This window comes from Streptomyces sp. NPDC042336, from assembly GCF_055581985.1.
On sequence record NZ_JBVJEA010000001.1, the window covers coordinates 593,246 to 606,395 of the forward strand.

10 protein-coding genes are annotated in these 13,150 nt (G+C 73.9%); 8 read left to right on the forward strand and 2 right to left on the reverse strand.

The annotated features are described in order from the left end of the window. Positions 1-30: 30 nt before the first annotated feature. The 4 genes from ACZ6IM_RS02785 to ACZ6IM_RS02800 all read left to right on the forward strand — a co-directional run bounded on the left by ACZ6IM_RS02785 (position 31) and on the right by ACZ6IM_RS02800 (position 5,668). A complete protein-coding gene (locus ACZ6IM_RS02785) occupies positions 31-3,234 on the forward strand; it encodes a S41 family peptidase (RefSeq protein ID WP_052838214.1) in 3,204 nt (1,067 codons plus the stop codon). A 137-nt stretch (positions 3,235-3,371) separates the two neighbouring features. Next, positions 3,372-3,725: a histidine triad nucleotide-binding protein gene (locus ACZ6IM_RS02790; RefSeq protein ID WP_052838215.1), complete on the forward strand. Its 354-nt coding sequence runs from the start codon at positions 3,372-3,374 to the stop codon at positions 3,723-3,725. Between the two features lie 18 nt (positions 3,726-3,743). Further along, a complete protein-coding gene (locus ACZ6IM_RS02795; protein WP_052838216.1) occupies positions 3,744-4,649 on the forward strand; it encodes a ribonuclease Z in 906 nt (301 codons plus the stop codon). A 20-nt stretch (positions 4,650-4,669) separates the two neighbouring features. Continuing rightward, positions 4,670-5,668, forward strand: coding sequence for an adenosine deaminase (locus tag ACZ6IM_RS02800; RefSeq protein WP_052838217.1), 999 nt, complete (start codon positions 4,670-4,672; stop codon positions 5,666-5,668). 16 nt (positions 5,669-5,684) lie between these two features. Here the strand turns inward: ACZ6IM_RS02800 and ACZ6IM_RS02805 are convergent, their stop codons facing one another. Further along, positions 5,685-7,034, reverse strand: coding sequence for an MFS transporter (locus tag ACZ6IM_RS02805; RefSeq protein ID WP_052838218.1), 1,350 nt, complete (start codon positions 7,032-7,034; stop codon positions 5,685-5,687). A 173-nt stretch (positions 7,035-7,207) separates the two neighbouring features. Then, positions 7,208-8,014, reverse strand: a complete 807-nt coding sequence (locus ACZ6IM_RS02810; RefSeq protein WP_052838299.1) for an IclR family transcriptional regulator — start codon at positions 8,012-8,014, stop codon at positions 7,208-7,210. A 112-nt stretch (positions 8,015-8,126) separates the two neighbouring features. On the opposite strand from ACZ6IM_RS02810, the gene ACZ6IM_RS02815 reads away from it, so the two are divergent. The 4 genes from ACZ6IM_RS02815 to ACZ6IM_RS02830 all read left to right on the forward strand — a co-directional run bounded on the left by ACZ6IM_RS02815 (position 8,127) and on the right by ACZ6IM_RS02830 (position 13,120). Further along, entirely contained in the window at positions 8,127-9,104 is a 978-nt protein-coding gene (locus ACZ6IM_RS02815; RefSeq protein WP_052838219.1) for a 5-dehydro-4-deoxyglucarate dehydratase, read from the forward strand. Continuing rightward, positions 9,101-10,396 (forward strand): glucarate dehydratase family protein, encoded by a 1,296-nt coding sequence (locus ACZ6IM_RS02820; RefSeq protein WP_052838220.1) that lies wholly within the window; start codon positions 9,101-9,103, stop codon positions 10,394-10,396. The genes ACZ6IM_RS02815 and ACZ6IM_RS02820 overlap by 4 nt, the downstream gene beginning before the upstream one ends. Before the next feature lie 62 nt (positions 10,397-10,458). Beyond that, a complete protein-coding gene (locus tag ACZ6IM_RS02825; protein WP_469554245.1) occupies positions 10,459-11,844 on the forward strand; it encodes an MFS transporter in 1,386 nt (461 codons plus the stop codon). Positions 11,845-11,977: 133 nt separating this feature from the next. Beyond that, positions 11,978-13,120 carry a carbohydrate kinase family protein gene (locus ACZ6IM_RS02830; RefSeq protein WP_469554247.1) on the forward strand — a complete coding sequence of 381 codons (1,143 nt, stop codon included), beginning with the start codon at positions 11,978-11,980 and terminating at the stop codon, positions 13,118-13,120. The last annotated feature ends 30 nt before the right edge of the window (positions 13,121-13,150 follow it).

A 13,150-nucleotide genomic window follows, 5' to 3' on the forward strand; every position in this document is an offset into this window, starting at 1 on the left:
CTGTCGGCGGGCGGCGCCCCTGCATAGGGTATGGGGGTGACTCAGCCCGCAGCGCCTGCCTACCTCCGCTTTCCGCACCCGCACGGCGAGTTGGTCGCCTTCACCGCCGAGGACGACGTGTGGCTCGCCCCGCTCGACGGCGGCCGGGCCTGGCGGGTCAGCGCCGACAACGTGCCGGTGAACCACCCGCGCATCTCGCCCGACGGCACCAAGGTCGCCTGGACCTCCACCCGGGACGGTGCCCCCGAGGTGCACGTCGCGCCCGTCGACGGCGGCCCCGCCAAGCGCCTCACCCACTGGGGCAGCATCAGGACCCAGGTACGCGGCTGGACCGCCGACGGCCGCGTCCTCGCCCTCAGCACCTACGGCCAGGCCAGCCTGCGCCGCAGCTGGGCCCGCGCCGTCCCGCTCGACGGCGGCCCGGCGGCCACCCTGCCGTACGGGCCCGTCGGCGACGTCGCCCAGGGCCCGCACACCGTGCTGCTGTCCGCGCCAATGGGCCGCGAGGCCGCCTGGTGGAAGCGCTACCGGGGCGGCACCGCGGGCAAGCTGTGGATCGACCGGGAGGACGACGGCGAGTTCGTCCGGCTGCACGACGGCCTCGACGGCAACATCGAGTACCCCTTCTGGGTCGGCGACCGGATCGCCTTCCTCTCCGACCACGAGGGCACCGGCGCCCTCTACTCCTCCCTCGCCGACGGCTCCGACCTGCGCCGGCACACGCCCGTCGACGGCTTCTACGCCCGCCACGCCGCGACCGACGGCACCCGCGTCGTCTACTCGTCCGCCGGTGAGCTGTGGACCCTGGACGACCTCGACGGCGCCGAGCCGCGCCGCCTGGACATCCGGCTCGGCGGTGCCCGGGTCGACCTCCAGCCGTACCCGGTCAACGCCGCCCGCTGGTTCGGCTCCGCGTCGCCCGACCACACCGCGCGCGGCAGTGCCGTCGCCGTACGCGGCGGCGTGCACTGGGTCACCCACCGCTCCGGACCGGCCCGCGCGCTCGCGGCCGCCCCAGGTGTGCGCAACCGGCTGCCGCGCACCTTCCGCGCCGAGGGCGAGGAGTGGGTGGTGTGGGTGACGGACGCCGAGGGCGACGACGCCCTGGAGTTCGCGCCCGCCACGGGGCTCGCCCCCGGCGCCACCGCACGGCGCCTGGCCGCCGGACAGCTCGGCCGGGTGCTGAACCTCGCCGTGGCCCCCGACGGCAGCCGCGTCGCCGTCGCCTCGCACGACGGACGGGTCCTGCTCGTCGAGCGCGAGAGCGGCGAGGTCCGCGAGGTCGACCGCAGCGAGGACGGCGACGCCTCCGGCCTGGTCTTCTCCCCCGACTCCGCCTGGCTCGCCTGGTCGCACCCGGGCCCGGAGCCGCTGCGCCAGCTCAAGCTCGCCAACACCACCGACCTGTCGGTGAGCGAGGCGACCCCGCTGCGCTTCAAGGACTACTCGCCGGCCTTCACCCTGGACGGCAAGCACCTCGCCTTCCTCTCCACCCGCTCCTTCGACCCGGTCTACGACGAGCACGTCTTCGACCTGGCCTTCGTCGAGGGCGCCCGGCCCTACCTGATCACGCTCGCCGCGACCACCCCCTCGCCCTTCGGGCCGCAGCGCCACGGCCGCCCCTTCGAGACCCCGGACCGCGAGGAGACCCCCGACAGCGAGGGCACCCCCACCACCCGGATCGACATCGAGGGCCTCGCCGACCGCATCGTGCCCTTCCCGGTCGAGGCCGCCCGCTACTCCCGGCTGCGCGCCGCCAAGGACGGCGTCCTGTGGCTGCGCCACCCGCTCACCGGTGTCCTCGGCGCCTCCCGCGCCACCCCGGAGGACCCCGACCCCAACACCGAGCTGGAGCGGTACGACCTGGCCCAGCAGCGGGTGGAGCACCTCGCGGGCGACGCCGACCACTTCGAGGTCAGCGGCGACGGCAAGCGGGTGCTGCTGTGGACCGACGGCCGGCTCAAGGTCGTGCCCAGCGACCGGCGGGCCTCCGGCGACGAGGACAGCGACACCAACATCACCGTCGACCTGGGCCGGGTCCGGCAGAGAGTCGAACCGGCCGCGGAGTGGCGGCAGATGTTCGACGAGACCGGCCGTATCATGCGGGACCACTTCTGGCGGGCCGACATGAACGGCGTCGACTGGGACGGCGTCCTGGACCGCTACCGGCCCGTCCTCGACCGCGTCGCCACCCACGACGACCTGGTCGACCTCCTGTGGGAGGTGCACGGCGAACTGGGCACCTCGCACGCCTACGTCACCCCCCGCGGCGGCCACGGCTCCGGCGCCCGCCAGGGCCTGCTCGGTGCCGACCTGTCCCGTCACGAGGACGGCACCTGGCGCATCGACCGCGTCCTGCCCTCGGAGACCTCCGACCCCGACGCCCGCTCCCCGCTCGCCGCGCCCGGGGTCGCGGTGCGCGCCGGGGACGCGATCGTCGCGGTCGCCGGGCAGGCGGTCGACCCGGTCACCGGACCCGGACCGCTGCTCGTCGGCACGGCCGGCAAGCCGGTCGAGCTGACCGTCTCCCCGTCCGGCGGCGGAGAGGTGCGGCACGCCGTCGTCGTCCCGCTCGCCGACGAGGAGCCGCTGCGCTACCACGCCTGGGTCGCCGACCGGCGCGCCTACGTCCACGAGAAGTCCGGCGGGCGGCTCGGCTACCTGCACGTCCCGGACATGCAGGCGCCCGGCTGGGCCCAGATCCACCGCGACCTGAGGGTCGAGGTGGCCAGGGAGGGCCTGGTCGTCGACGTCCGGGAGAACCGCGGCGGGCACACCTCCCAGCTGGTGGTGGAGAAGCTGGCCCGGCGCATCGTCGGCTGGGACCTGCCGCGCGGCATGCGGCCGACCAGCTATCCGCAGGACGCGCCCCGCGGGCCGGTCGTCGCCGTGGCCAACGAGTTCTCCGGCTCGGACGGCGACATCGTCAACGCCGCGATCAAGGCGCTGGGGATCGGTCCGGTCGTCGGCGTCCGCACCTGGGGCGGCGTCATCGGCATCGACAGCCGCTACCGGCTGGTCGACGGCACGCTGATCACGCAGCCGAAGTACGCGTTCTGGCTGGAGGGGTACGGCTGGGGCGTGGAGAACCACGGCGTCGATCCGGACGTGGAGGTGCCGCAGCGTCCGCAGGATCACGTGGCCGGCCGCGACCCCCAGCTGGACGAGGCGATCGCGCTGGCGCTGGCCGCACTGGAGGAAACCCCGGCGAAGACGCCGCCGGCGCTGCCCTGACGGCGGGTGGGGGGCGCTTGCCCGCGCCTGCCGGGTGCCTCCCGGGCCGTTCAGGCACCGGGGGAGGCACGATTGCCCGCAGGCCGGGCGGCGGCGGATACGATGCTCCCGAAAGATCACCGGTGTGAGGAGAGCCAATGACGGGCGAGCCACAGGACGACTGTCTGTTCTGCAAGATCGTCGCAGGGCAGATCCCCGCGACGATCGTCCGCGAGACCGAGACCACCGTCGCCTTCCGGGACATCAATCCCCAGGCCCCCACCCACGTCCTGGTGATCCCCAGGGCCCACCACAAGGACGCCGCCGCCCTGGCGGCCGAAGCCCCGCAGCTCGCCGCCGACGTCCTGCGCGAGACCCAGGCCGTCGCCGACGACGAGAAGCTGGACAGCTACCGCACCGTCTTCAACACCGGCAGCGGCGCCGGACAGACCGTCTGGCACGCGCACGCCCACGTGCTCGGCGGACGCGGCCTCGAATGGCCCCCCGGATAGCCGGACCGGAACCGCACGATGTCGGTACGTGAACTCGTCGTCCTCGGCACCGCCAGCCAGGTCCCGACCCGGCACCGCAACCACAACGGCTACCTGCTGCGCTGGGACGGCGAGGGCATCCTGTTCGACCCCGGCGAGGGCACCCAGCGACAGATGCTGCGCGCCGGGGTCGCCGCCCACGACCTGAACCGGATCTGCGTCACGCACTTCCACGGCGACCACAGCCTCGGCCTCGCCGGGGTGATCCAGCGCATCAACCTGGACCGGGTCCCGCACGAGATCACCGCCCACTACCCGCGCTCCGGGCAGCGGTTCTTCGAGCGCCTGCGGTACGCCACCGCCTACCGCGAGACCGTCGCCCTCACCGAGGCCCCGGTCGACACGGACGGCGCCCTCGCGGTCACGCCCGCCTACACCCTGGACGCCCGCAAGCTGTCGCACCCCGTCGAGTCGTACGGCTACCGGCTCACCGAGCCCGACGGCCGCCGCATGCTGCCCGACCGCCTGGCCGCGCACGGGATCAAGGGCCCCGACGTGGGCCGCATCCAGCGTGACGGCTCGCTGGACGGCGTCGCGCTCGACGAGGTCAGCGAGGTCCGGCGGGGTCAGCGGTTCGCGTTCGTCATGGACACCCGGCTCTGCGAGGGCGTGCACGCGCTCGCCGAGGGCTCGGACCTGCTGGTGATCGAGTCCACCTTCCTCGACGAGGACGAGACCCTCGCCACCGACCACGGCCACCTCACCGCCGGCCAGGCCGCGCGGGTGGCCCGGGACGCGGGTGTACGGCACCTGGTCCTCACCCACTTCAGCCAGCGCTACTCCGATCCCGAGGAGTTCGAGCGCCAGGCGCGCGCGGCCGGTTACCAGGGCGAGCTGACCGTGGCCCGCGACCTCACCCGCGTACCGGTTCCGAAACGTCGGTGAAAGCGCCGTACGATGCTCTGATGCCCCTGCCCAAAGCTGAACTGCACCTCCACATCGAAGGCACCCTGGAACCCGAGCTGGCCTTCGCGCTGGCCGCCCGCAACGGCGTGTCCCTGCCGTACGCGGACGAGGACGCGCTGCGCGAGGCGTACCGATTCGAGGACCTCCAGTCCTTCCTGAACCTGTACTACGAACTGATGGCCGTCCTGCGCACCGAGCGCGACTTCGAGGACCTCGCCAACGCCTACCTCGCCCGCGCCGCCGCCCAGGGCGTCCGGCACGCCGAGATCTTCTTCGACCCGCAGGCCCACCTCGCCCGGGGCGTGGAGATGGGCACGGTCGTGGAGGGGCTGTGGCGGGCGCTCGGCAGCAGCCGGGAGAACCACGGCGTCTCCACCCGGCTGATCCTCTGCTTCCTGCGCGACGAGTCCGCCGAGTCGGCGATGGAGACGCTGGACGCCGCGGGGCCCTACCTCGACCGCATCACCGGCGTCGGCTTGGACTCCGCCGAGGTCGGCCACCCGCCGGTCAAGTTCCGCGAGGTGTACGAGGCCGCCGCGGCCCTCGGGCTGCGCCGGGTCGCGCACGCGGGCGAGGAGGGGCCGCCCGCGTACGTCGTCGAGGCCCTCGACGTCCTCGGCGTCGAGCGGATCGACCACGGGCTGCGCTCGGTGGAGGACCCGGCGCTGGTCGAGCGGCTGGTGCGCGAGCGCGTCCCGCTCACCCTGTGCCCGCTGTCCAACGTCCGGCTGCGCACGGTCGACACGCTCGCCGGCCATCCGCTGCCCGCGATGCTCGACGCCGGGCTGATGTGCACGGTCAACTCCGACGACCCGGCCTACTTCGGCGGCTACGCGGGCGACAACTTCGACGCCGTGCGCGAGGCCCTCGGCCTGACCGGGGAGCGGCTGCGGGAGCTGGCCCGCAACTCCTTCCTCGCCTCCTTCCTGGAGGACGAGGAGGAACTGCGGGCGCGCTACCTCGCGGAGGTCGAGGCGTACGAGTTCCCGGCCGCGTAGCGTCCCCGCGCCGGGCTCAGCCCGTCCCGGGCCCCGGTGTGGCCGCCGCCTGCCGGGGTCCCGCCGTGTCGTAGGCGCCCTGGACGGCCATCGCCGGGGCCTGCACGTCGATCTCCACGACCGGCTGCTCCACGGCACCGACCTCGGGCACGGCACCGCTCGGCGTACCCGTGGCGGCGGCGACCAGCGCGGCCGGGGTGCCGCCGCGGCGGCGGATCGCGCCGGGCAGCAGCGGACGGCCCGCGGTGTGCAGCGCGACGGCGGTCATCGGCGCGGCGACCAGCAGCAGGCCGGCGGCCAGAACCATCCCCATGCCCGCGAAACCGGCCTGCGCCGACAGGACACTGCCGGCCAGCGGCCCGGCCGCCGTGCCCAGCGAGGACGCCGAGCCGACGAGCACCGCCCACCGGCCGCGCGGGTCGAGCGAGGCGGCGAGGCCGATCAGGTACGACAGCACGACCGGGTAGCAGGTGTTCCAGGCGATCTCCCCGGCCGCGAAGGTCGCCGGGGTCGTCGCCGAAGCGCTGACCGCGATGCAGCCCGCGATGAGCACCGTGCCGGCGCCGACGGGCATCGCCCGCCCGAGCCGCGGCCCGAGCGCGCCGGCCACCAGGATCCCGACCAGCCCCGCGCCCAGCGCGACGGCGAAGACGATCCCCAGGGTGGCGTCGCCCAGACCGGCCTGCGTCAGCCCGATCCGGCCGCTGACCCCCCACAGGGAGTTCTGGGCCAGGGACCAGCACAGCACCGTGACGGCGAGGACCAGCCCCGAACGGCGGTGGGGGAGCGGGGCGGTGGTGTCGGTGCCGGGCGCGGCCGGGGCGGCGGCCGTGCCGCCCGGCAGACCGGCGGTCAGCGGCCACACCGCCAGCGCGGTCAGGGCGATCGCGGCCAGCGGCAGACCGTGCGCCCGGCCCAGGTGGGGCACCGTCAGGTACACCGCGCCGGCCAGCGCCGACACACTCAGCAGGCCCAGTGTGGAGGCCCGGTGCGGATCGTGCTCGGCCGCGATCCGGGTCGCGGCGACCGTCGTGGCCGTCCCCGATCCGAAACCGCCCACGACCGCGCCGAGGACGACGGCCGGGACGACGGTGGTGAGCGCGGCGGCGCCGTAGCCGAGGACGGCCAGCGCGAGACCGGCCCGGGCCAGCGTGCGGGCGCCGACCCGCTGCACCCGGGAGGCCAGCAGGAAGCCCGCGGTCGCCGAACTCAGCAGCAGCGCGCTGCCGACGGCGCCCGCCTGCGTGGTGGACAGCGCGAGGCCGGTGTCGAGTCTGCCGACGGTGGTGGGCAGCAGATAGGGAGGCAGATACCCGGCCGTGAAAAGGGCGACGAGGGGCCAGGGGGTGGTGCGGGGGGCGAACACGGGCGTTCCCAGGGCATGCGAAAGGACGGTGGGAGGGGAGGGAGCGACGACCGTCGACCGAGAGGGGCGCGCGGGCAATTTGTATCAAGCGCGGGGAGCCGCGAAACAGGCGAGTGGCTGTGATCTGGATCACATAGGTGTTTGGGGGTCCCGAAGCCGGGTAGCAGCGAGCGCTAACGCCAGTGGACCGAGCCGCTCCCGGCCGGAACTGTCGCCTCCAGTTTGGCCCTGATCTCCCGCATCACCGCGACGATCCGCGCCTCGTGATCCGGCGTCAGCCGGGCCACCGGCACCGAGCAGCTGATCGCGTCCAGCGCCGGGACCTCGTAGCGCAGCGCGAAGCCGAAGCCGACGATGCCGGGCACGCCCTCCTCGCGGTCGACGGAGTAGCCGCGCTCCCTGGTCCGGGCGAGGTCGGCCGCCAGGGCCTCCCTGCCGGTGTGCGTGTTCGGGGTGAAGGCCTCGTACGGCCCCTCGGGCAGCTCGGTGTCCGGCCGCTCGGCCAGCAGCGCCTTGCCCAGCGCGCCCACGTGGGCGGGCAGCCGGCGGCCCACGCGGCTGATCGTGCGCAGGTATTCGTGCGACTCCCGGGTCGCCAGGTACGCCACGTCGTGCCCGTCCAGCCGCCCCAGGTGGATGGTCTCGCCCAGCGCCTCGGACGCCTCGTCGAGATACGGCCGCACCGCCCGCACCCGGGGGTCGGAGTCCAGGTAACTGGTGCCGGTGAGCAGGGCGTGGATGCCGATGCCGTAGAGCGAGCCGGTGACGTCGGTGCGGACCCAGCCGCGCGAGATCAGGGTCTGGAGCAGCGCGTACATCGAGCTGCGCGGCACGCCCAGCCCGTCCGCCAGCTCCTGGAGCCGGGCCGGGCGGTCCCCGCGGGCGGCCAGTACCTCCAGCAGTTCCACCGTGCGCGCCGCGGACTTCACCTCGCGGACGCCGCCTGTCGCGCCGCCCGCCGCGCCACCTGTCTCCGACATGCCGCCGATCGTAATCGGACGCCGCCGACCCATTGACGCTCCAGGGTCACCTCTCTAATCTCCATCTTCATACGTGGACGACATCTACATACGGAGACAGGAGACGGTCGAGATGACAAGTGTGGGCACGAGCGGGGACCCCGACACGGGCGCCGGCCCCCGGGCGGCCGTGGTCCGACGGCTGCGCGAGGGAATGGCCCGGAGCGTGCTGTCCTTCCCGCTGACCAGCTTCCGCGACGACGGTTCGCTCGACCCCGGCGGACACCGCGCCTACGTCGCCGAACGGCTCGCCACCGCCCCCGGCGCCGTCTTCCCCGCCTGCGGTACCGGCGAGTTCTTCTCCCTCGACGAGGACGAGTACCGCCAGGTCGTCACCATCACCGTCGAGGAGAGCGCGGGCCGGGTGCCGGTCGTCGCCGGGACCGGCTACGGCTGGGCGCAGGCCCTGCGGTTCGCCCGCATCGCCGAGGAGGCCGGGGCCGATGCCCTCCTCGTCATGCCGCATTACCTCACCGCCGCCCCGCAGGACGGCCTCGTCGCCCAGGTGGAGCGGATCGCCGCCGGCACCCGGCTCCCGCTCATCGTCTACCAGCGCGGCCAGGTCGCCTACACCGCCGAGTCCGTCCGCCGCCTCGCCCGGGTCCCCGGTGTGATCGGCCTCAAGGACGGGCACAGCGACCTCGACCGCCTCCAGCGCACGGTCCTCGCCGCCCCCGAGGACTTCCTCTTCTTCAACGGCGCCGCCACCGCCGAGGTCCAGGCCCGCGCCTACGCCGCCGTCGGCGTCCCCGCCTACTCCTCCGCCGTGCACGCCTTCGCCCCCGAGATCGCGAACGCCTTCCTCGCGGCCCTGCACGGCGGCGACACCGGCACGGTCGACAAGCTGCTGCGCGGCTTCTACGTCCCGCTCGTCGAACTGCGCGACCGCGTCCCCGGATACGCGGTGTCCCTGGTGAAGGCGGCGGCCCGGCTGCGCGGCTGCCCCGTCGGCCCCGTCCGCGCCCCCCTCACCGACCCGTCGCCCGCCGACCTCGCCGAACTCAAGACCCTGCTCACCACCGGACTCGACCTCGTAGGAGCCGCCCTGTGACCCGCGACCTGACCATCACGGCCGTCCACCTGACGCCGATCCTGGTCGCCGACCCGCCCCTGCTCAACACCCAGGGCGTGCACCAGCCGTACACCCCCCGTCTGATCGTCGAGGTGGAGACCGCCGACGGCGTCACCGGCGTCGGCGAGACCTACGGCGACCACAAGTACCTGGAACTGGCCCGCCCGTTCGCCGACAAGCTGGTCGGCCGTCAGGTCTCGGACCTCAACGGCCTGTTCACCCTCGCCGACGAGGTCGCCGTCGACTCCTCCCGGGTCTCCGGGCAGGTGGACGTCGGCGGGCTGCGCGGCGTCCAGACCGCCGACAAGCTGCGCCTGTCCGTCCTCTCCGGCTTCGAGGTCGCCTGCCTCGACGCCCTCGGCAAGGCGCTCGGCCTGCCCGTGCACGCCTTGCTCGGCGGCAAGGTCCGCGACGCCGTGGAGTACAGCGCCTACCTCTTCTACAAGTGGGCCGGTCACCCCGAGGGCGTGGCCGCGGAGAAGGACGACTGGGGCGCCGCCCTCGACCCGGCCGGCGTGGTCGAGCAGGCCCGCCGCTTCACCGAGCGGTACGGCTTCACCTCCTTCAAGCTCAAGGGCGGCGTCTTCCCGCCCGAAGAGGAGATCGCCGCCGTCAAGGCGCTCGCCGAGGCGTTCCCCGGACACCCGCTGCGCCTGGACCCCAACGGCGCCTGGTCCGTGGAGACCTCGCTCAAGGTCGCGGCGGAGCTGGGGGACGTCCTGGAGTACCTGGAGGACCCCGCGCTCGGCACCCCGGCGATGGCCGAGGTCGCCGCGAGGGCCGGGGTGCCGCTCGCGACCAACATGTGCGTGACGACGTTCGCCGAGATCCAGGAGGCGTTCACCAAGGGCGCCGTACAGGTCGTGCTCTCCGACCACCACTACTGGGGCGGACTGCGCAACACGCAGCAACTGGCCGCCGTCTGCCGCACCTTCGGCGTCGGCGTCTCCATGCACTCCAACACCCACCTGGGCATCAGCCTCGCCGCCATGACCCACGTGGCGGCCACCGTGCCGAACCTGCACCACGCCTGCGACTCCCACTACCCCTGGCAGTCCGAGGACGTGCTGACGCGACGGCTCACCTTCGACGGCGGCAAGGTCGCCGTCACCGACGCCCCCGGCCTCGGCGTCGAACTCGACCGTGAGCGCCTGGCGTTCCTCCACCGGCGCTGGCTCGACGACGACGGCACGCTCCGCGACCGCGACGACGCGGCGGCGATGCGGGTCGCCGACCCGGGGTGGGTCACTCCGTCCGTCCCCCGTTGGTGAACCGCCCCCTCCCCCTTCCCCTGCCACGACCGGAGCCGCTCGTGTCCGCAGCAAGTCCCGAGGTGCATTCCCCCGCCGTACAGTCCGCCGTCCGCAAGATCTTCCGACGCGTGGTCCCCCTCTTCTTCGTCATGTTCGTGGCGAACTACATGGACCGCGTCAACCTGGGCTTCGCCCAGGACGAACTCCGCGCCGACGTCGGCCTGTCGGGCGCCGCGTTCGGACTCGGCGCCGGTGTCTTCTTCATCGCGTACGCCATCTTCGAGGTCCCCTCCAACGTGTTGATGGAGCGGTTCGGGCCCAAGGTCTGGCTCACTCGCATCATGATCAGCTGGGGTGTCGTCGCCACCGCGATGGCCTTCGTCAACAGCGTGGAGATGTTCTACGCCCTGCGTTTCCTGCTCGGCGTCGCCGAGGCGGGCTTCTTCCCGGCCGTCATCTACTACTTCAGCCGCTGGCTCCCCGACTCCCACCGGGGCCGGGCCACCTCGGTCTTCCTGATGGGTTCCGGCACCGCCACCGTCATCGTGGGCCCCGTCTCGGGAGCGCTGATGGAGATGCACGGGATCTGGGGACACGCGGGCTGGCAGTGGATGTTCTTCATCGAGGGCGTCTTCTCCGTCGTCCTCGGCTTCGTCGTCTACCGCTTCCTCGACTCGGGCGTCGAGCAGGCGACCTGGCTGACCGACGAGGAGAAGACCGGCCTCGTCGCGGCCATCGACGCCGAGCAGGAGGAACGGGACGCGCGGCGCGGCGGGAAGGCGGCCGAGGTCTCCCGCTGGAAGCTGCTCGCCGACCCCCAGATGCTGCTCTTCCTCTGGATCTACTTCGCCATCAACGTGGCCCTGTACGCGGTGACCTTCTGGCTGCCGTCGATCGTGGACGACATCGGCGGGGTGAGCGACTTCCAGGTGGGACTGCTGACCGCCGTACCGTGGCTGTGCGCGCTGGCCGCGCTGTTCGTCAGCGGCCGTGTCTCCGACCGCATCGGCAGGCGCCGGCCCGTGCTGGTGGTCCTGCTGCTGCTCGGCGGCTGCGGCACCCTGCTGGCCGTGTTCGTCTCGCCCTGGATCGGGCTCGGGGCGCTGTGCCTGGCCGCGATGGGCTTCAAACCGGCCTCCCCGGTCTTCTGGACCATCCCGCAGAGCTACCTCGACGCCCGCGCCGCCGCCCCCGGCATCGCGCTGATCAACTCCATCGGCAACCTCGGCGGGTTCGTCGCCCCCACCGCCTTCGGCATCATCGAGGACACGACCGGCTCGACCAAGGGCGGCCTGGTCGGTCTGACCGTCGTCGGCTTCCTGGCCGCGCTCAGCGTGCTGCTGGTGCGCGGCGGCGGGCGCAACGACCGGGTGCGCACCCGGCCGGCCGGGGCGGCGGCGGCCCCGGCACCGGAGACCACCCCGGGCGCCGCCCGGACCGCGCACCCGGGGCCGGCCACGGCCTGACACCACGCGGCCGGCGCCACCGCACTGTCGGCGGCGTGGTGCACACTGGCGGGGTCCGCACCATGCCAGGGAGCGCACCGTGACAGCGTCCACCGTGTCCACCGACGGGCCCGACGTGACCGACGTGCCCGTCATGCCGGCCGACGAGAGAACGCACCGGCACGTCCCGCCCGAGGGATCGCACCGCCACCCCCAGGCCGATCCCCTCGCCGGCCTGCGCACACCGCAGGACCCGCCCTGGGACGTGTATCTGACCGGCACCGTCTTCCTCGACGTGATCTTCACCGGGCTCGACTCCGCCCCGGTGCGCGGGACCGAGTCCTGGGCCCGGGGGATGGGGTCGAGCCCGGGCGGCATCGCCAACATGGCGACCGCGCTGGCCCGCCTCGGCCTGCGCACCTCGCTGGCCGCCGCGTTCGGCGACGACCACTACGGCGACTACTGCTGGGACGCCCTGTCCCGGGGCGAGGGCATCGACCTGACCCCCTCGCGCACCGTGCCCGGCTGGCACTCGCCCGTGACGGTCTCCATGGCGTACGAGGGGGAGCGCACGATGGTCTCGCACGGCCACGAGCCGCCGCCCGAGGAACCGTCCCCCGACTGCCCGCCCGGCGCCCGCGCCGCCGTCGCCTCCCTCGCACCCGGCGTCAGCGCCCCCTGGATCGCCCGGGCCGCCGCCCGCGGCACCCGCGTCTTCGCCGACGTCGGCTGGGACGACACCGGCGCCTGGGACCTGGCCGCGCTGCCCGACCTGGCCCACTGCGAGGCGTTCCTGCCCAACGCGGAGGAGGCCATGCGCTACACCGGCGCCACCTGCCCCCGCGCCGCCGCGCACGCCCTGACCGAGCACGTGCCGCTCGCCGTGGTCACCCTCGGCGCGGACGGCGCCTACGCGGTCGACCGGCGTACGGGGGAGAGCGCCGAGGTCCCGGCCATCGAGGTCGAGGCCCTGGACCCGACCGGCGCCGGGGACGTGTTCGTCGCCGGGTTCGTCACCGGCACCCTGGCCGGCTGGCCGCTCGCCGACCGCCTGGCCTTCGCCGGGCTGACCGCCGCCCTGTCCGTCCAGGAGTTCGGCGGCTCGCTGTCGGCGCCGGGCTGGTCCGAGATCGCCACCTGGTGGCGCGAGGTCCAGTCCCTGGAGGACCAGGACCCGGCGGCCCTGAGCCGCTACGCGTTCCTGGCCGGTCTGGTCCCGGACGACCTGGTCACACCCGCCCCGTGGCCCCTGCGCCGCGCGGTCCCCACCATCGGCTTCCGCCCCCCGACCGCCTGACGCTCCCCGGCGCGGTACCGCAGCGCGCTC

Coding starts and splice junctions, on each gene's coding strand:
- ACZ6IM_RS02795 (WP_052838216.1), top strand. CDS start 3,744: ATGTCGGTACGTGAACTCGTCGTCCTCGGCACCGCCAGCCAGGTCCCG.
- ACZ6IM_RS02790 (WP_052838215.1), top strand. CDS start 3,372: ATGACGGGCGAGCCACAGGACGACTGTCTGTTCTGCAAGATCGTCGCA.
- ACZ6IM_RS02815 (WP_052838219.1), top strand. CDS start 8,127: ATGACAAGTGTGGGCACGAGCGGGGACCCCGACACGGGCGCCGGCCCC.
- ACZ6IM_RS02830 (WP_469554247.1), top strand. CDS start 11,978: ATGCCGGCCGACGAGAGAACGCACCGGCACGTCCCGCCCGAGGGATCG.
- ACZ6IM_RS02785 (WP_052838214.1), top strand. CDS start 31: ATGGGGGTGACTCAGCCCGCAGCGCCTGCCTACCTCCGCTTTCCGCAC.
- ACZ6IM_RS02800 (WP_052838217.1), top strand. CDS start 4,670: ATGCCCCTGCCCAAAGCTGAACTGCACCTCCACATCGAAGGCACCCTG.
- ACZ6IM_RS02810 (WP_052838299.1), bottom strand. CDS start 8,014: ATGTCGGAGACAGGTGGCGCGGCGGGCGGCGCGACAGGCGGCGTCCGC.